This window comes from Brevibacillus sp. NRRL NRS-603 (assembly GCF_003013445.1).
Lineage (GTDB): Bacteria > Bacillota > Bacilli > Brevibacillales > Brevibacillaceae > Brevibacillus > Brevibacillus formosus.
Genome location: NZ_PXZN01000019.1, coordinates 70097 through 90154 on the forward strand (window position 1 = coordinate 70097; position 20058 = coordinate 90154).

A 20058-nucleotide genomic window follows, 5' to 3' on the forward strand; every position below is an offset into this window, starting at 1 on the left:
ATATTTACATTTTACTAAAAACATGTTATAAAATGTAAGTATTCCGATTTTTGAGTCGAAATTCGGAATATTACAAATCGAAGTTTTGAGATTAGTTTAAACACTCACTGAAGACAGAGTATCTTTGTGAGCACTTCTTCTCTTTTATGGAGAAGAGTTATTATATAGTGCTACTATCATTTAGAAAAGAGGATGTATATGTCTAACAAGGATCTACGAGCTCAATATCGTTCTTCTGAGGGGAGAGCGAAGGAAGGATTTGTCTCGCCAGTTGGGGAAGTTGATGAGCAACAATTGAAGGAAATTGTTGCAGGTAGTAAGGTTCAACCAAATACTACGGGTGGTGGCACGATTCATCATATTACAATGATTTTTGGTTGCTTGTAAGCCTACAAAATAATTGTCCTGCCACTCAAAGCCATTGTGGACTTATGTACCGCTCTGGTGATGTACCAAAATGCTAGTAAATCATAAGTAACTATTCAGAAGTGAGATGGTGAAATGTTACCTTCTCACTTCTGATTGTGTAATGTGGGAAAGCGGGTTAATGAGTCGTTTCTTTTCCGCTTCTAATGCGGGTTTCGATACTACTTAAGGATATTCATGGCGAGGACAGAGAGTTGCAAGATGCGTGAATATATTTAATGAAGAACAGTTGCAATATTAGGGCATGAATATTAATGCTAATCATCTTATTTCCAAGTTCAGCAAATAATCGTATGAGGTCGCGATGCAGAATGTGCGGCCTACATATGTTAAATATTCGATGATAAATAATTCTTTGGTACGAAAAAAATATAGCAGGAGGGGACATTTTGGTTAAAGCTGTAATAGATAGAGGGATTAGTGTAGATAGCGATGAGAATCTGAACCGAATATTAATTTCCTCTCATGATAATGAGTTCAGTGAAAAAGAACCTAACCCCATAATCCGTCCATTTCTAGCGGAATTTTGGCGCAATCTTCGGGAAGTTCTAAATGATCTTGATACAGATATTATCGATAATTTTCAAGTTGAACAAGGGCTCATGCAAGCGTGTGTACAACGGTTGGCTTCATTGCAGATCAAGACGACGATGTTAGAGATATCTATTGCTAGTAAGTTAGGTGATTTAACAGCTGAATCACCGAACGAGCGGTATCAAGAGTATTTTAAACTGTTAGAAAATCCTCATCATTTAAGAGAATTCTTCGATACATACCCAGTGTTAGCTAGGTGCTTGACAGAACACACGTTAATGTTTAGCAAGTATGTACGTGAAATTCTTGTTCATTACAATGCAGATTGGATAAAATTCAAGTCGAAATTGGGAAATGGTTGCGAATACGATTGTCTAACTGGGATAGAGATTGGAGCAGGGGATACTCATAACACGGGCAAATCAGTTGCCATTTTAAAGTTTAACAGTGGTGCTAAGCTAGTGTATAAACCCCATTCATTACGTATAGATGAATGTTATAGTACTATGCTGGATTGGATTAATCAGAGAGGTTTGAAGTATTTGTTGAGCAGTCCAAATGTGCTCAATTGTGGGGATTATGGATATCATGAGTTTATAAGCCACAATCCATGTCAATCCATTATGGAAGTAGAACAGTTCTATTATCGTCTGGGTGCATTAACGGCATTATGCTATACATGTGGGGCTACTGATTATCATTCTGAAAATATTATCGCAAATGGAGCACAGCCGATATTAATTGATTTGGAGACCATATTTACTCCATTAACAGATACCCAGTTGCACCATGTGCTAGGAGAGCAAAGTCAGCGAACGGTCTTTTCATCTCTAATGCTACCTGGAATTTATTCTCCTAATGCACTATGGGATATTGATTTAAGTGCAGCAGGCGCTAGAGGTGGACAAAAGTCGCAGTTAATGAAGATTCAGCGTATTAATAATGTTGGTACTGATGAAGCTTATTTAATTGACGACATTTATACGACCGATGAACGACAAAATCGACCAATATTACATGGCGAATATATGGACATCTCGATGTATACAAAGCACATGATCGAAGGTTTTTGTGATTTGTATCGATTACTACTTACGCATCGCGATACTTTTGTTCGTGACATACTCTTACCGTATTCTGATGCGACTGGTCGTCATGTATTTCGGGCGACAGCCTTGTATGCAAAGTTCTTATCAGATAGTATGCATCCAGATTATTTACAGAATGAATCAGATCGCAATCGCTTATTAGATATTATGATGAATACCTCGACGTTTCCACCACCTACTGTTATGGAATGTGAGTTGGAACAAATGCAGCGGCAAGATGTTCCTTACTTTATGTTCTCCCTTAATAGTCATGACTTAATTGATATGAATGGAGTCTGTATACCCAATTTTTATCCGATGTCGATTATTGAGTTAATTGAACATTACCTGATTCAATTATCTGAAGATGATCTTAGCATACAGCTACAATATTTGCGCTGGTCTCTATCCAGCTTGGATGACAGTGATCATTCTAGTGATGATCATTCATATAATCAGCGTTCTGATATGTATCGTCATACTACAATACTAACCCAAGATCTCATTCATAATGAGAATAGAATTACACAATTTCAGCAATATGCGACATCAATAGGTAATAGTATAATGCGTCGCATTGTCCCAACAGATGATAGTAATATTGGGTGTATTGGATTTGGAATAGTTGGAGTAGAGAATAAATTTAAACCAACATGGTTAGATCACAATATGTATAGTGGTCTAGGTGGTTATGTATTATATCTCGCTCAACTAACTCATATCACTTGCGACCAGCAGTACCAGGAAATTGCACGACAGCTTTTGAATGATATTCAGTCAAGTAAGCTGAAACTAGATGAAGGTAGCGAATTGTCCAATGAGATAACTATTTCGACCTCAGTTTATTTTGGGGAAAGTACTCATATTTATGCACTCATTTATTGTGGGTTGCTATGGAAAGATGATACCTTGCTCGAAAATGCCAAGAATAGGCTATCCGTATTGATGCGGGGAATAGAAAAAGAAACTCAATATGATGTAATTAATGGTCTTGCAGGTTGTATGATCGTTATGCTTCGTATCTACGATGCTTTGCATGATGTAGCGTATTTGCATGTGGCCCAAGCGGCCGGTGAACGCCTCTATACATTAATGGAGGAAATGAATTTTGATGCTGGCTCGAAAATATACCCTGATGGACTGACTAACCAACATGTAGTCGACAACGACAGCACGAAAAGTGGACAAGTATTGTTGACGGGTTTATCCCATGGAGCAGCTGGGTTAGCATGGGCGTTCACATGGCTTGCTAGATTAAGTGATAACCATAGTAATCATTCAAGCTGTGAACAGTATTTGAAAATGGCGAATAGATTGCTCATATATGAAAATCATTACTATTCGGAAACTGAACAAAACTGGAGAGACTTGCGCTCTACAGATAGACATGAATATGCTGACTTTTGGTGTCATGGTGCTCCAGGTATCGCACTTGCTCGCGCAGAGATTATGCGTCATCTTGAAGCAATGAATCTCCTACATGCACAAGAGTGGGAATTTGTTACTCAAGACTATAAGAATGCACTGCAGACTTTGTTGAATCGTGGGAATACACTTAATAGTTTTTGTTTGTGTCACGGTATATTGGGCAATGCTGATATTTTGCTACACGTAAGTAAACTGATGAAAGCTCCTAATCTAGTGGATATAGCAAATGATTGGGCATTGCAAGCATTTGCAGACTATGAATCTTATAAGTCCTCTGACCACTTAATTGCAAGATTGGAGTGTGATGGTTTGATGACAGGAACTGCTGGGATGGGATACGAATATTTACGATTGTTAGATAATCGGGTGCCTTCTATACTTGCATTTGAATTGCCACGATAACTGTAGTGTTATCGTTTTGTTGGATATGGAGATGATCGGTATGAATGATGAGAGGCAAGGTAAACAAGATCACCGATGGCGCGTACCATTTATTGAACAGATGCAGCAAACGGAGTGTGGGGTTTGCTGTTTGGCAATGATCATGCATTACTATAAGAGTAGTATAAGTATGTATGATTTACGTGAAGCGCTAGGCAGTGGACGTGATGGGACTAGTTTGTTTCAGTTGAAGAAGGCAGCAGAACAACTTCAGTTTACAGCAAAATGTTATAGGGCAGATTTGGAATTTTTAGAGACTTTACAGTTACCATCTATTATTACTTGGGATGAACATCATTATGTAGTTTTGGAGCGTATCAAACATAAGAAAGATTCAAGCGAGAAGAAGTATACGATAATTGATCCTGCTATAGGACGCAAGCATTTGAATGAAGAATCATTTATGAGCCACTTTCATGGCTACATGTTAGAAATTATTCCAACGGCAAACTTTGAGCGCGTTAAGGCAGCCAATGTCTGGGATACTATGTTCAGACTTATCCTTCAGAATAAACAGTTGTTCATTCTTGTATTTCTAGTAACAGCTGTCTTACAATTGTGTGCCATCGCAATGCCAATATTGATTCAGCAATTGGTCGACAAGGTGATTATGCCTGCAAATACTACGATGATGAGTGTTATGGCACTGGGTATTATCTTCATGTTAGTCACTTCATCTATGTTTACCTATATTCGGGGCAGAGTACTTATTACCATGCACAATGTTTTGGATTCATTGTTACAGATTAATTTTTTTCAGCATTTGCTTAAACTCCCCTATAGCTTCTTTATGCTTCGTTCTATTGGGGATCTGCTATTTCGGGCTAACTCGTTGAATATGATACGTGAACTTATTTCTGGCAGTATAATTCGTGGGGTATTAGATGTATTGATGTTAATCGCTCTTTTCATATATATGTCGATACAATCTATTTCTTTGGCATTGTTAGTTGTTGGTTTATCATTAATCAATATTATTGCAGTTGTATTTACTAAGAAGGTAATTGCTGAATGGAATCAGCGTCAGATTCTTGCAGGAACTAATGTACAATCGGTGCAAACGGAGATGCTATTGGGGATATTCCATATTAAGACGAGTGGTGTTGAAGAGAGTATGTTTGAGAAGTGGCGAGATCATTTCAAGAACTTACTTGATATTTATCGCAGTAAAGAGCGGATTACAAACGTACTAGTAACAATGACAAGTCTACTACAGCTAGCAGCACCGCTTATCATATTGTGGTTGGGTGCATATCATGTCTTTGATGGAGTAATATCATTAGGAATGCTTATTGCGATTCAATCCATAGCAAGTCAGTTTTTTGGAGTAAGTGGTAGTTTGGTCGGAACAGTTAATAGCTTTATTCTCACAACTTCATATTTAAACCGTGTTCAAGATGTACTTAATGCTCCAACTGAAGATTATGATGGCAGACTAAAAATAGAATTGACAGGGACGATTGAATTAGAAAATGTATCCTATGCATATTCGAAGTTCTCTGAACAAACATTGTGTGATATTAGTCTGGACATTAAGCCTGGTCAGAAGGTGGCGATTATTGGTCAATCTGGTGCAGGAAAGTCTACTTTAGTCAATTTGCTGATTGGCTTATTTGAACCAACAGCAGGTCGCATTTACTATGATGGCATAGATTCACAAAATTTAGACATGCAGCATATACGGAAGCAGATTGGTACTGTGCCTCAGAGTATTTATCTATTTAATCGCAGTATCCTCGATAATATTCGATTTTCTGCCGCTGAAGCAACAATAGAAGATGTGATGGAGGCAGCGAAAGCTGCTCAAATTCATGATGAAATCATGCAGATGCCGATGAAGTATCATACAATGATAAGTGAAATGGGGTTGAATCTATCAGGTGGTCAAAGGCAACGGATTGCATTAGCGAAGGCACTGCTAACTAAACCGACAGTCTTATTGCTTGACGAAGCCACAAGTTCGCTTGATCATTTAAACGAAGAGAGAATTGATCGTTATTTGTCTGATATTGCATGCACACGCATCGTTATTGCTCATCGCTTAACTACCGTGATGAATAGTGATGTTATTCTTGTATTAGACCAAGGACGCATCAGTGCAATAGGAACACATGAACAATTATTGGAGAACTCAGCTTATTATCGACGCTACTATAGTGATCTAGCCGCGGTGTGAATGATTATGAAAGTGATATGCTCCCCTTTAATTAGCCAGGTGAAAGAATAAAGCCTGCTATTGAAGGGGAGCAGTTTACTTTCTGGATAGCCCCTTTGCTAGCGATTTTTTTACATTTCCGCAATGGCGAATTTGATTGACCGCTAGTGAGACTTCAGTAGTATCTAAAAGCAATCTAGCTTCCCCTTGATTAATGAAGAGAAAAGCATTTGCGGGCATGCAATACGATTGCAGTTCCTCGCCAGACTTCATCACGATATGACAAATGTCCAGCAGCTTTGCTGGTGTCAAACGTTCAGAAGAGTAAAGATAGAAAATGGGCTAGGGAACCTATTCCCTAACCCATTTTTTCATTCATTTTGTTTAAATCAAATTCTCCGGGTTCAAGCCTTCCAGCTCTGGCAACACAAAGCGTCCATCTTTTCTGATCAGCACATCGTCAAACCAGATTTCGCCGCCGCCGTATTCAGGGCGTTGGATTTGGACCAAGTCCCAGTGAACGGAAGAGCGGTTGCCATTGTCTGCTACTGTGTAAGCATTCCCTGGCGTGAAGTGGAAGCTGCCCGCGATTTTTTCGTCAAACAGGATGTCCAGCATCGGGTGGAGGATGTGCGGGTTGAAGCCAATCGCGAATTCTCCAATATAGCGCGCGCCCTCGTCAGTGTCGAGGATGTCGTTCAATGCTTTGGTATTGGAGCTGGTCGCTTCCACGATTTTGCCTTCTTTGAAAGTGAACTGCACATCATTGAAGGTAATGCCGTTGTAGATCGATGCCGCGTTGTAGAAAATCGTTCCTTCTACGGAATCGCGCACAGGAGCGGTGTATACTTCGCCATCCGGGATATTGCGTTTGCCGTCGCACTTGATGGCATTGATTCCTTTAATGGAGAAACGCAGGTCCGTTTTTGGACCGACGATGCGTACGCGATCGGTGCGCTCCATCAGCTCTTTCAACGGAGTCATAGCTGCGGACATTTTCGCGTAGTCCAGATTGCAGACGGAGTAGTAGAAGTCCTCAAAGCCCTCGAGACTCATTTTGGACAGCTGTGCCATCGACTTGTTCGGGTAGCGCAGTACAACCCAGCGTTTGTTCGGAACGCGCTCGTTCGTATGTACAGGTTGATACAGGACGCGAGCGTAAATGCCCATTTTGTCTTCCGGTACGTCGGCATATTCGTTGATGTTGTCGTAAGCGCGGATGGCGATGTAAGCGTCCATGTCCTTCATTCGGTCATACTCGTATTTTGCCATCAGAGCCATGTGTTCTTCGCTCGTGCCTTGATAGAGTGCACGCATGATTTCCTGGTCTTTCAGGGTGACCAAAGGCAGAGCCCCAACTGCAAATGATTCACGCACAAGTGCACGAACGAGTTCAGGTTGCAGGCCTGTATTTTCGATCAGAACTTTTTCGCCTTTTTGCAAATTAAGCGAGTAACGGACGAGACGGCTTGCCAGTTCATTAATGCGTGGATCTGCCATAGGTGGTAACCTCCGTAGTAAAATAATTTTGATTAATGATTAATTTGTATTATTACATAACTGAGCGAAGGCTCGCCAGTATGTTTGATGCTTCGATTACAGGCAAGCCTCGTAGATTGCGATCACATCGAATTCATTCAATTTTCGTGAGCTAGGCAGATACCCGATTCCACGTCCGCCGATGCGGACAGCTTCTTCAGCCATTTGGGCCAGCGATTGTTTGGTCACACCGAAGTCGGACAGACGTTCTGTGATTCCCATGCGCTCATACCAATGGCGAACGGCTTCAATCGTTGCTCGTGCTGCTTCGCCCTCGTCCTCTACGGTAACGCCAAAACAATGACGTCCCATACGGGCTAATCTCTCGGGACGGTCTTGCAAAATCACCTGTTCGAAATAAGGAAGGGAAAGGATCGCCAGTCCACGACCGTGAGCCATATCGTAGATTCCGCTCAGCGGATGTTCAATTCCGTGCAACGGCATGCCAGCACCGCGACCGCCAGCAGCGAAGGGACTGATGCCCAGCGTGCTCGCCCACAAAAGGGTAGATCGTGCTTCTGCATTGTCTGGTTGCTGGATCGCTGTGATGGAGTGCTCGACGACGAGACGAATGAGTGTTTCGGAAATACCGTCCTGAACATGGGTTCCTTCCGCGCTGATCAAATAGTTTTCAAACAGATGGGAAAAGATATCGGCGCAAGATTCCGCTGTGACCCGAGCTGGAACGGTAAAGGTGACAGACGGGTCCAGAATGGCAATCCTCGGGTAAAGTGCTGGACCGTTGATCGAAGATTTTTCATGTGTGTCCCAATGAGTCAGGACGCTGATATGGTTTGCTTCCGAACCTGTAGCGGCTACTGTCGGGACGGTCATGATCGGCAATGCTTCTTGAACGGGTACCAGCAATTGACCAGAACCGCTCGGATTTCCCCGCATGTAATCGTAAATGGGGCGTCCGGAAACGGCTGCTGCCGCAATCGCTTTGGAGGCATCCATCACGGAGCCGCCACCGATAGCCAGGATGAAGTCGCACTGATGCTCACGGGCAAGAGCAGCTCCGGCATCAACCGTTGATGTACGAGGATTCGGTTCGATTTTGTCAAAAACAAGATACGCCACTTGAGCTTCCTGCAACAGAGCCTTGGCGCGGTCTAAAAGTCCTGTACGTTTGGCCGCATTGCCGCCTGTGACGAGCAATGCTTTTTGGCCCATCGATTTTGCTTCTTGGCCCAAACGTTCCAGTTCGCCCATGCCAAAGTAAATTTTGGTAGGAAAAGACACTTCAAATGGAAACATCTGAAATTCCTTCTTTCACGTATTGGTTGTACCACTGACAAGTTTATCATAAACAAAAGAAAAGAGCCTGCCCGAGAGGGAGGCTCATCATGTTCATGCAACGCGAAAGCGATCGCTGATTTCTTGCAGCCGCTCAGATAAGGATAGAAGCTCTGTTGCCAATTGACGTGATTTTTCAATGGAAGTGAGCTGTTCGCGCGAGGCGACCAGCATTTCTTCTGTGCTGCTTTTGGTCTCTTGTGAAATGGCAACAAACGTATCCAAAGCCATGTCGACGGTGTGCAAGCCTTCGGTTATGTCAGATAACCCCTCATTCGCTATATGCAGCTCTCCCGTAGTCTGATCGACAGCTTGTCGAAGCTCAAGAAAAGCAGATGCAGCGTCTGAGAGCTTTTGCAGGCTTTGCTGAAGCTGTTCGGATGCTTGCGAGGTTTCGGAGGAAATCTCATGGGTTTGTTCCTGAACAGCGTCCATCAGCCGCGTAATTTCTAATGTAGCGTTTTCCGACTCGCTGGCAAGCTTGGCTACCTCGTTGGCCACGACAGCAAATCCGCGTCCGTTTTCTCCAGCACGGGCCGCTTCAATACTGGCATTTAAAGCGAGAAGCTTGGTTTGCTTCGCCACGTTTTGGATCAGATGAACAACATCTCCAATGGATTCTGATTGTCGACGCAGTTCAGTCATGCGGGTGTCGACCTGTGCGTACGTGTGGGAGAAGCGGTTGATCATCGTGTTCAAATCATCGATGCGATCTTGTCCATGGTGGGTGACTGTCTGCATCTTTTTACCCGCTTCAATCACAGAGAAAATACGCGCAAACAGTCCATCCATCGATTGCTTGATGTGCTGAAAAGAGGCGCTGGCGCCATCTGTTGAGGCAGCCGTTTGTTCGACGCCTTGATTGACCGTATCGAGACGCAGAGACAGCATCGACGAACGATCGCCTGCTTCATCGGCTGTTTGCCTGATTGCGATGCCGCCTTTGTTCAGTTCTTCAATCATGAGTTGGATCTCGGCAATAATCTCACACATTTGCTCTACCATGTGATTGAAGCTGTTTGATATTCCTCGAATCTCTGGTCCCTCGTTTTGCAAAAGGGAACGATGGGTGAGGTCGCCGGAGCTAACCTGTTGCATGGCCGCAATCAACGTCTGAAAAGGCGCAGTTATCCCCTTCACAACCAGCAAGCACAGCAACAAAGAAAGAACCAGACTAGCGAGGATGGTCATCACGATTATTTTGGTTATCTTATGGAGAGGACCTAGATAGGACTCCTGCAAAACGTCTATGACGTATATGTAGCTCTCCTCAGGAGAATGGGTAAAGGCCAGTGTATGCATGTGGTCATCGACTGGGACATGAATCACGCCAAAGCGTTCCGCTTCCATCTGTTTCGCGATATCTTGCGGGATTTCAATAGCGCCCTTTGTCACTTTTTCAATGGGATGAAAAGCTCCATTTTTGACCAGATACTGCTGGAGTATCAAGCCTTCCTGTGACAGATTGCTTTCTTGCTGTTGCAATTCGTATTGAAGGCGCTTTTGGTAGGCTTGATCGTCGCTAGCGAAAGTGAATTTCAAAAGCGAAATTTTTTCGGTGGTCTTGTCCGTTTCAGAGTCGAGGCGGGACTCCATTTGCGAAATCATTACCTGTTTTGCCTGGGTGTAAAAGGTCCAGCCGATCATGCCCGAAGAAATGAGCAGGATGAAGAGCAGTGGGATCGTCAGCTTGGTACGGAGCCGCACTTGCCTGTGTAAGTGAGAAAAGGGAGTGAGTAAATGGCGAATGATAGCGTGCATCTCCAGTTGCCTCCTGATAAGTGGATGGTCGAAAAGTCCCGAGACTAAGGACTATTGTAATCAGGAGATGTAAAGCTAGTATGGAGAACATGTAAACGAATGTTAACATCTAATGCTCGAAAAACATACAGTAATTCCCGAACATTTGTCGAAGTCTATTCCAGCATTTTTCGTTGATAAATGCGTATGTTTGTGTTTTAATGTATTTGAAACGTTCGTGAATTAACCTAAACTCAACCTTTTTGACTGGGAAGGTGACTCCTACGGTGGAAAAACAGGAACAACTCTACGAAGGTAAGGCAAAACGTATTTATCGGACATCTTTGCCTGACCAGTACTGGGTAGAGTACAAAGACGACGCAACAGCATTTAATGGAGAGAAACGGGCGCAAATCACCGGAAAAGGTGAGCTGAACAACCGCATTACGGCAATCTTTTTCACCATGCTGAAGGAGCGGGGCATCGACAACCATTTTGTCCGTCTGCTGTCCGCCACAGAGCAAGTTGTTCGCAAAGTGGAGATTATCCCTTTGGAGGTAGTCGTTCGCAATATCGCAGCAGGCTCATTGGCCAAGCGTCTTGGCATGGAAGAAGGAACTGTGCTTCCGCAGCCCGTTGTCGAGTTTTACTACAAGGATGACGCACTGGGAGATCCATTGGTGAATGCCTCCCATATCAAAGTGTTGGGGATTGCAAGCGAGAGTGACCAAGCGACATTGGAGCGCATGGGTCTTGCTGTAAACGAGGTCCTCGTGCCTTACCTGCGCGAGCGCAACATTACCTTGGTCGATTTCAAACTGGAATTCGGAAAAACAGCGGACGGGGAGATTCTCCTCGCCGATGAAATATCCCCGGATACATGCCGTTTCTGGGATTCAGTAACGAATGAAAAGCTCGACAAAGACCGCTTCCGCCGCGATTTGGGCAATGTGGAGGAAGCTTACAAAGAAATGCTTACGAGACTAGGAGGAGACGTACATGTTTAAAGCTGTTGTTTATGTAACATTGCGCGAGAGTGTTTTGGACCCGCAAGGACACGCTGTAAAAGGTGCTCTGCACACCTTGGGTTTTGATGAAGTAAACAATGCGCGTATCGGGAAGTACATGGAGCTGGAATTGAACATTTCTGACCGTGCGCAAGCAGAAGAGCGTGTACGTGAAATGTGCGAAAAGCTGTTGGCCAATACGGTGGTAGAAGACTACCGCTTTGATATAGTGGAGGGCTAAGGATATGCGAGTAGCCGTTATCGTCTTTCCAGGCTCGAACGCCGACATTGATTTGTTTAACGCAGTTGAAGACGTAATGGGAGTGCCTGTGGATTACGTATGGCATTCCGATACGGATCTTTCTAAATATGATGCGATTCTCTTGCCAGGCGGATTCTCTTATGGAGATTATCTGCGCTGTGGAGCGGTCGCTCGTTTTTCACCCGTCATGGAGCAAGTGGTAAAAGCAGCAGAAGAAGGCAAGCTAATCATGGGAATCTGCAATGGCTTCCAGATCCTGACCGAAGTCGGGCTGTTGCCAGGAGCACTCTTGCGTAACCGTTCACTGAAATTCCGTTGCAAGCTGTCCGAATTGCGCGTGGAAAACAACGATACCTCCTTTACCCGAGATTTCGCGGCAGGGGAAGTCATCCAAATTCCGATCGCGCACGGCGAAGGAAACTACTACTGTGATGAAGAAACGCTGGCGAAGCTTAAAGCGAACAAGCAGATCGTTTTCCGCTATCATGGCGAGAATCCGAATGGTTCACTGGAAGACATCGCGGGCATTTGCAACGAACGTGGAAACGTACTTGGCATGATGCCTCACCCGGAGCGTGCCGTCCACTCTTGGATGACTTCCGATGACGGACGCCGCATGTTTACCTCGATCCTGAAGACTTGGAGGGAGCAGAACAGTGTCACAACTCACGCATAAAGAACCGACAGCCGAACAAATTGCCGATCAACAACTGTACAAAGAAATCGGTCTGACTGACGAAGAATATCAGCGTGTCGTAGAAATTCTCGGCCGCAAGCCGAACTGGACGGAGACAGGTCTGTACAGCGTCATGTGGTCGGAGCACTGCTCCTACAAAAACTCCAAGCCTGTCCTGCGTCGTTTCCCGACAAAAGGACCTCGCGTTTTGCAAGGACCAGGGGAAGGTGCAGGTATTGTCGACATCGGTGACAATCAGGCGGTTGTTTTCAAAATCGAAAGCCATAACCACCCATCTGCGATCGAGCCGTACCAAGGGGCAGCGACTGGCGTGGGCGGTATCATCCGTGACGTATTCTCGATGGGTGCGCGTCCAATTGCGCTGCTCAACTCGCTTCGATTCGGGGAACTCAAGTCTCCTCGCGTCAAATACTTGTTTGAAAATGTAGTAGCTGGTATCGCGGGCTACGGAAATTGCATCGGGATTCCGACTGTGGGTGGCGAAGTGAATTTCGACCCTACGTATGAAGGAAATCCGCTTGTCAACGCAATGTGTGTCGGCCTGATCGACCATGAGAAGATTCAAAAAGGGGTAGCGTCCGGTATCGGCAACCCTGTTATCTACGTTGGCGCAAGCACGGGGCGCGACGGTATTCACGGGGCGACCTTTGCATCCGAAGAGCTCACGGAAGAGTCGGAGAAAAAACGCCCGGCAGTACAAGTCGGCGATCCATTCATGGAAAAGCTCCTGCTGGAAGCGTGCCTGGAGCTGATCGATACGGGTATCGTCGTCGGGATTCAGGACATGGGAGCGGCTGGCTTGACGAGCTCCAGCTCCGAGATGGCATCCAAGGCAGGGAACGGAATCGAGATGAATCTGGACCTGGTGCCACAGCGCGAAGCTGGCATGTCTGCATACGAAATGATGCTGTCTGAGTCTCAGGAGCGCATGCTCGTCGTCGTAGAAAAAGGCAAAGAGGCAGAAGCGATTGCGATTTTTGACAAATGGGGTTTGGCGTCCGCTGTCGTGGGCAAAGTAATCGAAGACAGCAAGCTGCGCTTGTTGCACCAAGGAGAGGTAGTAGCAGAGGTGCCAGTAGACAGCTTGGCAGACGATGCGCCTGTTTACCATCGTCCATCTGCGGTGCCTGCTTACTACGAAGCAAACGCGAATGTAGATGTTTTGGCAGCTATCCAAGAACCGAAAGATCTGAATGCTACACTGAAAAGCTTGCTGGCTCAGCCAACAGTGGCGAATAAAGCGTGGGTATACGAGCAATACGATCACATCGTGCGTGCAAACACAGCTGTAAAGCCTGGTTCTGACGCTGCTGTTGTCATGGTGCGCGGTACTCGCAAGGCCCTTGCTATGAGTACGGATTGCAACGGTCGCTATGTGTACCTCGATCCAAAAGTGGGCGGTGCCATTGCGGTTGCAGAATCTGCGCGCAACGTTGTCTGCTCCGGTGCAGAGCCGCTGGCGATTACGGACTGCCTGAACTTCGGAAGTCCGGAAAAGCCTGAGGTGTTCTGGCAATTTGAAAAATCGTGCGAGGGCATGAGCGAAGCGTGCGTGGCACTCGATGCTCCGGTCATCGGCGGAAACGTATCTTTTTACAATGAACGCAGCGGTGACGCGATCTATCCAACTCCAACGGTGGGAATGGTCGGTTTGATCACTGATGTTGACCATATTACGACCCAGGATTTCAAAAATGAAGGCGACGCGATCATTCTGTTGGGCGAGACCTTCGCTGAGCTGGGCGGCAGTGAGTATCAAAAGATGGCTACGGGCAGCATTTCCGGACGTCCTCCGCAAATCGATCTGACGAAGGAAGCGGCAGTACAAAAGCTGGTTCTCACAGCGATTCGCCAAGGTCTGGTGAACTCCGCACACGATCTGTCCGAAGGTGGTCTGGGTGTCGCACTGGCTGAATCTTGCTTCGGCAAAGGCTTTGGTGCGCAGGTGACTCTTGCGTCCGAGCTGCGTGCTGACGTGCTCTTGTTCAGTGAATCTCAATCTCGCATCTTGCTCAGTGCATCTGGAGAGCATGCAGCGGCGATTCTCGCATTGGCAGGTGAACATGGCGTACCTGCTGAAAACATCGGTACGGTCGGCGGCGATCGTCTGGTAGTGAACGTGAACGGTACAGAAGCGATCAACGCTTCGACTCAAGAGGTGAAAGCAGCCTGGAAGGATGCGATTCCATGTTTGATCGGCTAATCTGGGACAAATTGAACGAAGAATGCGGCGTCTTTGGCATCTACAACCACAAAGAAGCATCCCAATTGACCTACTTGGGTCTGCACGCCCTTCAGCATCGCGGTCAGGAGAGCGCAGGTATCTGCGCCTCCGACGGCGAGAAATGGTATAAGCACCGCGGAATGGGTCTTGTGTCAGAGGCTTTTGGCAAGGGTGATCTGGAGAAGTTCAGTGGTCATATCGCGATTGGTCATACTCGTTATACGACTGCTGGTTCGAGCAAGATTGAAAACGCCCAACCGCTCTTTTTCCGCTATGCACAAGGCAGCATGGCAGTTGCCCACAACGGGAATCTCGTGAATGCCGCCGTGCTTAGAAAAGAGCTGGAAGCAAAAGGCTCCATTTTCCAGACGACTAGTGACACAGAAGTGATTGCGCATCTGATCGCCCGCTCTGAGAGCAAGGATTTGCCGGGAGCGGTGAAGGACGCCCTGCAATACATCAAGGGAGCCTATGCACTTCTCGTCATGAACGAGAATCAGCTCGTGATCGCCCTCGATCCAAATGGCTTGCGTCCACTGTCATTGGGACGACTCGGAGATGCGATCACTGTCGCGTCCGAGACTTGTGCGTTCGATATCATTGGCGCGCAGTACTGGCGTGACGTGCAACCGGGTGAGCTGATCGTCATCGACAAGGATGGCATTACCGAAAGTAAGCATACCGAAGCAACACAGCGTTCGATTTGTACGTTTGAATACATTTATTTTGCCCGACCAGACAGTGACATCGACGGAATCAACGTCCACATGGCGCGCAAACGTCTAGGCAAGCAGCTGGCATTGGAATCCGCGATTGATGCTGATGTCGTCACAGGTGTACCGGATTCGAGTATTTCTGCTGCTATCGGATTTGCGGAAGCGACAGGAATTCCGTACGAAATCGGATTGATCAAAAACCGCTATGTGGGACGTACCTTCATTCAGCCGAGTCAGGAGCTGCGTGAGCGGGCTGTCTATCTCAAGCTGTCTGCGGTTCGCAAAGTAGTGGAAGGCAAGCGCGTCGTTATGATTGACGACTCCATTGTGCGCGGTACGACGAGTAATCGGATTGTCCGCATGCTGCGTGAGGCTGGCGCCAAAGAAGTGCATGTGCGTATCAGCTCTCCACCCGTTATGAATTCTTGTTTTTACGGCATCGACACCTCGTCGCGTGAGGAACTGATTGCGGCGACCAAATCCGTAGAGGAAATTCGTCAAATCATTGAGGCGGATTCGCTGTCGTTCTTGTCGGTTGAAGGAATGATCGATGCGATTGGCCGTACTGATTCGGCTCCCAATAGAGGACACTGCCTCGCATGCTTTAACGGAGAATATCCGACAGAGATTGAGTTCGAAGAAGCGCTACCTGCGCTCAAATGCTAACCGTACCTGTTCAGAAAGTCGTCTTTTCAGCACCGAGAAAGTAGCGAGAACCTGAAGAAGGAGGAGCGGAGTGTAGGGGACCTACATGAGCACCGGACTTCGAAGGTGAACGTTACTTTCGACATCGAATTTGCTTTCATGATTACTTCGTGATCAAAAGATGACTTTTTGAACAACCGCTAATACAAGCACCTCTTGCTAGGGGGAGAAACGATGAGTGAAGCATATAAACAAGCTGGCGTAGACATCGATGCGGGCAACGAAGCCGTAGAACGCATGAAAAAGCACGTCAAACGTACATTCCGTCCCGAAGTTCTGACTGATTTGGGCGGGTTCGGAGCGCTGTTTCGCCTGGATACCAAAAAATACGAGAAGCCGATTCTCGTTTCTGGCACAGACGGGGTAGGAACCAAGCTGAAGCTCGCCTTTGCCATGGACAAACACGATACAATCGGCATCGACGCTGTCGCTATGTGCGTCAATGACGTAGTGGTTCAAGGGGCAGAGCCGCTCTTTTTCCTCGATTATCTGGCAGTAGATAAGGTCATTCCGGAAAAAATCGAAGCGATTGTCAAAGGGATCGCGGAAGGCTGCTCCCAGTCCGGCTGCTCGTTGATTGGTGGGGAGACTGCCGAGATGCCTGGAATGTACGCAGAAGGCGAATACGACATCGCAGGCTTTACCGTAGGTGTCGTGGATGAGAGCAAAATGATTACCGGGGCTTCCGTGGCGGCAGGCGATGTACTAATCGGTCTGGCTTCCAGCGGCGTGCACAGCAACGGTTTCTCGCTCGTTCGCAAGGTTCTTTTGGCAGACAAAGGCATGTCCCTGCATGATCATGTTGACATATTAGGAAAAAAGCTCGGCGAAGAGCTGCTGACACCGACCCGCATTTACGTGAAGCAAGTGTTATCCGTTCTTGAGTCACATGAAGTGAAGGCTCTGGCACACATCACAGGCGGCGGCTTTACCGAAAACATTCCACGCGTGCTTCCAGAAGGAATGCAGGCTGTGATCAACGTTGGTTCCTGGCCAGTGCTGCCGATCTTTGAGCTCGTACAAGAGACGGGTAACATCTCTTACCCAGATATGTACAAAACGTTCAATATGGGCATTGGCATGATGCTCGTCGTGAAGCCGGAAGACGCAGTGAGTGTTATGGAAAAGCTGCAAGAGCTGGGAGAACAGGCGTATTTGATCGGACATATTCAAGCGGGAGAGCGCAAAGTCGTATACAACGGGGTGGAATGGTGAGAAAGCTGGCCATTTTCGCCTCAGGCAGCGGCTCCAACTTTGAAGCGATCGTGCAGGCTGTACAGGACGGCAGGCTCGCAGGTGTAGAAGTTGCATTGCTCGTGTGCGACAAGCCTGGTGCCAAGGTCTTGGAACGTGCAGAGCGTTTAGGGATCGACGCCTTTGTTTTTCAACCGAAGGAGTATCCAGACAAGGCTGCTTTTGAGCAGGAAATCGTGGCGCAGCTCCAAAAACGCGATATATCGCTGGTTGTGCTGGCAGGCTACATGCGTTTGGTGGGCGACACTCTTTTGTCATCCTATGAAGGAAAAATCATCAATCTGCATCCGTCGCTTTTGCCTGCTTTCCCTGGAAAAGACGCGATTGGTCAGGCGCTTGCTTATGGGGTAAAGATAACGGGGGTAACGGTACATCTGGTTGATGCCGGTCTGGATACAGGGCCGATCATTGCCCAGATTCCCGTAGCGGTGTCAGAAGCAGATACGGCTGAGACTTTGGCGGCTCGCATACATGCTGTGGAGCATGAGCTTCTGGTTAGAGTCATTGGCTATTTAGCAGAAGAGAGAGTGAAGCTGGAAGGAAGGCTTGTCCAGCTGACGTAATTCAAGAGATAGAGAAGAAACCGACATCCTTTTGCGATGTCGGTTTTTTGGTCATCCGTTTTAGAAATACTTCTTTCTCCGAAACAGGAGGGCTGTTACGGACGTAATGGTGGTAGCCATGATCATAATAATCGTGAATGCGTGCGGATGATTCTGAAAAGGAAGTGCGACGTTCATCCCGTAAAAGGTGCCGATCACCATAGGTAAGGTGATGACAATGGTAATGGCGGTCAACAGCTTCAATACGCGATTCAGATTGTTGGAGATGACGGAGCCAAAGCCATTCATGATGTTCCCCAAAATGGCGGTATAGATTTCCGTCATTTTGATAGCCTGCTTGGTTTCAATTTTTACCTCTTCCAGCAATTCCTTATCTTCTTCGTACATTTTCAAATAACTGCCGCTCCGAAGCAGGGAAATCAACAGACTGTTCGTTTCCAGGGACGTCGAGAAATAAACAAGGCTTTTCTGCAATTCAAGCAAGGTAAGCAGTTCATTGTTTTTCGTCGATTGCCGCAACGATTTTTCCAGCATTTCTGTCTGCTTGTTGATTTTTTTCAAGTACTGCAAATAATAGTGGGATGCATTTGATAAAATTTGCAGAACGAACCGGTTTCGCATGTGTGTGTGAAAGCTTTTCACTTTTCCTTGGATGAACTCTTTCATGACAGCCGTTTCTACCAGGCAAACGGTTAAGATATAATCTTCCATCACCATGATTCCCAGCGGAACTGTCGTGTAGTTGTCCTTCGTCCCTTCCTTCGTGGAAATCGGGATGTCTACGTAGAGCATCACGCGGTTTCCGTCCTTGTCGATCCGTCCGATTTCTTCGTCATCAAGGGCATCCTGTAAAAATTGAGGGTCAATCGACAAGTCCCTGACGACTTGTTGCTTTTCGTGCTCAGAAGGATCGATCAAATGAATCCAGCAGCCTTTTTCAAATTGGAGCAGCTCTTCTATTTTCCCTATGGTATTCGTTTTGTAAATGTTCAACATGGTTTTCTCATCCTTTCGCAAGTAGGATCGGAGGAATACGACCATGTTGCGCAAGCATGTCTAGATAAAGATACTTACATACACTTGTCCCATACAAAGGGAGAATGGCAAATAAGGTATGGGGAACATGCCGCAGCGCCACAAGGCCGGAAAATTCTCCGTATACAATACTGATTGCAGTTATTCATTCCGCAACTTGGACTACTGTCCATAAAAACGTTCCCCCCTTTCGAAAATAAAAACCCTCCAGCGGAAATCCAGAGGGTTAGAAAAGTGCACAAAATAACACCACTTTTTCTCCCCCTACGAGAGCTTTGGCACTATACAACGATGATTGACTAGGCCGATCATGTTTTTCTCGTCCTACATGCATGGTATTCATGTCCTTTCGTACGGTGTCGGCTTCTAACTATGACCCACTCACCCTATTTTGCTGCTATTCTTCTTCCGCGAATCATGACAAACCAAATCAACTCTTTTGACATACAGTAAGAGAGGGATATTCCCACAAAGGGAGGGGCCGACTTGAGCGGAGATTTTGTTTCGAACTTGCTCGATAAGCTAAGCCAAAAAACAGGGCGGCAATGGACGCTTAACGATATTATGAAGCTAGCGGAAAAAATGCCGAAGGGAGGAGCCAATGTAGATGCGCTGCTCGATGAGCTGGGAAATATGGGATTCGAAGTGCCAGAGGAAACAAAAGAGCGCGTCAGAGATCGTGTAAAAGACGGCCAATCCATCTCCATGGAAGAGCTAGGGAACTTAATGCCCAAAGAAGTAAAGGCGAAGAGCCGCAAGTCGAAGAAGCCGATCAAGCCAATCAGGGCGACTGCCAAAAGCAAAACAGTCTTACTGTCAGATCGCGTCAAAAAGCTATCAGGCAAAGGCAAGAAAAAACGATAACCTCATCAAAGCAAATGCAGGTGATGCAGTCGCAAGTGCCGAACAGGCATGGGCGGCTGCGTTTGTTTTCCTGACGAAGTTATT

At 46.3% G+C, this 20058-nt stretch carries 15 protein-coding genes; 11 read left to right on the forward strand and 4 right to left on the reverse strand.

Annotated elements, in window-relative coordinates; genetic code table 11:
- Positions 1–198 precede the first annotated feature (198 nt).
- The 3 genes from C7R94_RS18280 (at position 199) to C7R94_RS18290 (ending at position 6093) form a co-directional block, all read left to right on the forward strand.
- Positions 199–387 carry a hypothetical protein gene (locus tag C7R94_RS18280; RefSeq protein ID WP_106783472.1) on the forward strand — a complete coding sequence of 63 codons (189 nt, stop codon included), beginning with the start codon at positions 199–201 and terminating at the stop codon, positions 385–387.
- Between the two features lie 428 nt (positions 388–815).
- A complete protein-coding gene (locus C7R94_RS18285; protein ID WP_158264693.1) occupies positions 816–3878 on the forward strand; it encodes a type 2 lanthipeptide synthetase LanM family protein in 3063 nt (1020 codons plus the stop codon).
- A 40-nt stretch (positions 3879–3918) separates the two neighbouring features.
- Positions 3919–6093 carry a peptidase domain-containing ABC transporter gene (locus tag C7R94_RS18290; protein WP_106783476.1) on the forward strand — a complete coding sequence of 725 codons (2175 nt, stop codon included), beginning with the start codon at positions 3919–3921 and terminating at the stop codon, positions 6091–6093.
- Positions 6094–6456: 363 nt separating this feature from the next.
- On the opposite strand, the gene C7R94_RS18295 is transcribed toward C7R94_RS18290, so the two are convergent.
- From C7R94_RS18295 to C7R94_RS18305, 3 genes are all read right to left on the reverse strand, one after another.
- Positions 6457–7572 (reverse strand): aminopeptidase, encoded by a 1116-nt coding sequence (locus C7R94_RS18295; RefSeq protein WP_106783479.1) that lies wholly within the window; start codon positions 7570–7572, stop codon positions 6457–6459.
- A 96-nt stretch (positions 7573–7668) separates the two neighbouring features.
- Positions 7669–8868, reverse strand: a complete 1200-nt coding sequence (locus C7R94_RS18300; RefSeq protein ID WP_106783481.1) for an iron-containing alcohol dehydrogenase — start codon at positions 8866–8868, stop codon at positions 7669–7671.
- 93 nt (positions 8869–8961) lie between these two features.
- On the reverse strand, positions 8962–10668 hold the full coding sequence (locus tag C7R94_RS18305) for a methyl-accepting chemotaxis protein (RefSeq protein ID WP_106783484.1): 1707 nt from the start codon (positions 10666–10668) through the stop codon (positions 8962–8964).
- Between the two features lie 266 nt (positions 10669–10934).
- Here C7R94_RS18305 and purC point away from each other — a divergent pair, with 266 nt between their 5' ends.
- From purC to purN, 7 genes are all read left to right on the forward strand, one after another.
- Positions 10935–11654: a phosphoribosylaminoimidazolesuccinocarboxamide synthase gene (gene purC / locus C7R94_RS18310; protein WP_012684340.1), complete on the forward strand. Its 720-nt coding sequence runs from the start codon at positions 10935–10937 to the stop codon at positions 11652–11654.
- Entirely contained in the window at positions 11647–11895 is a 249-nt protein-coding gene (gene purS, locus C7R94_RS18315; protein ID WP_106783486.1) for a phosphoribosylformylglycinamidine synthase subunit PurS, read from the forward strand. Before purC ends, purS begins: the two co-directional genes overlap by 8 nt.
- 4 nt (positions 11896–11899) lie before the next feature.
- Entirely contained in the window at positions 11900–12592 is a 693-nt protein-coding gene (gene purQ, locus C7R94_RS18320; RefSeq protein WP_017249709.1) for a phosphoribosylformylglycinamidine synthase subunit PurQ, read from the forward strand.
- On the forward strand, positions 12573–14816 hold the full coding sequence (purL, locus tag C7R94_RS18325; protein ID WP_106783489.1) for a phosphoribosylformylglycinamidine synthase subunit PurL: 2244 nt from the start codon (positions 12573–12575) through the stop codon (positions 14814–14816). Before purQ ends, purL begins: the two co-directional genes overlap by 20 nt.
- Positions 14801–16219, forward strand: a complete 1419-nt coding sequence (purF, locus tag C7R94_RS18330; protein WP_106783491.1) for an amidophosphoribosyltransferase — start codon at positions 14801–14803, stop codon at positions 16217–16219. The genes purL and purF overlap by 16 nt, the downstream gene beginning before the upstream one ends.
- 213 nt (positions 16220–16432) lie before the next feature.
- Positions 16433–17473, forward strand: coding sequence for a phosphoribosylformylglycinamidine cyclo-ligase (gene purM, locus C7R94_RS18340; RefSeq protein ID WP_106783493.1), 1041 nt, complete (start codon positions 16433–16435; stop codon positions 17471–17473).
- Entirely contained in the window at positions 17467–18075 is a 609-nt protein-coding gene (gene purN, locus C7R94_RS18345) for a phosphoribosylglycinamide formyltransferase (protein ID WP_106783495.1), read from the forward strand. The genes purM and purN overlap by 7 nt, the downstream gene beginning before the upstream one ends.
- Before the next feature lie 60 nt (positions 18076–18135).
- Here the strand turns inward: purN and C7R94_RS18350 are convergent, their stop codons facing one another.
- On the reverse strand, positions 18136–19071 hold the full coding sequence (locus tag C7R94_RS18350; protein ID WP_106783498.1) for a magnesium transporter CorA family protein: 936 nt from the start codon (positions 19069–19071) through the stop codon (positions 18136–18138).
- 525 nt (positions 19072–19596) lie between these two features.
- Between C7R94_RS18350 and C7R94_RS18355 the strand changes: the two genes are divergently transcribed.
- Positions 19597–19974, forward strand: coding sequence for a hypothetical protein (locus C7R94_RS18355; protein WP_106783501.1), 378 nt, complete (start codon positions 19597–19599; stop codon positions 19972–19974).
- The last annotated feature ends 84 nt before the right edge of the window (positions 19975–20058 follow it).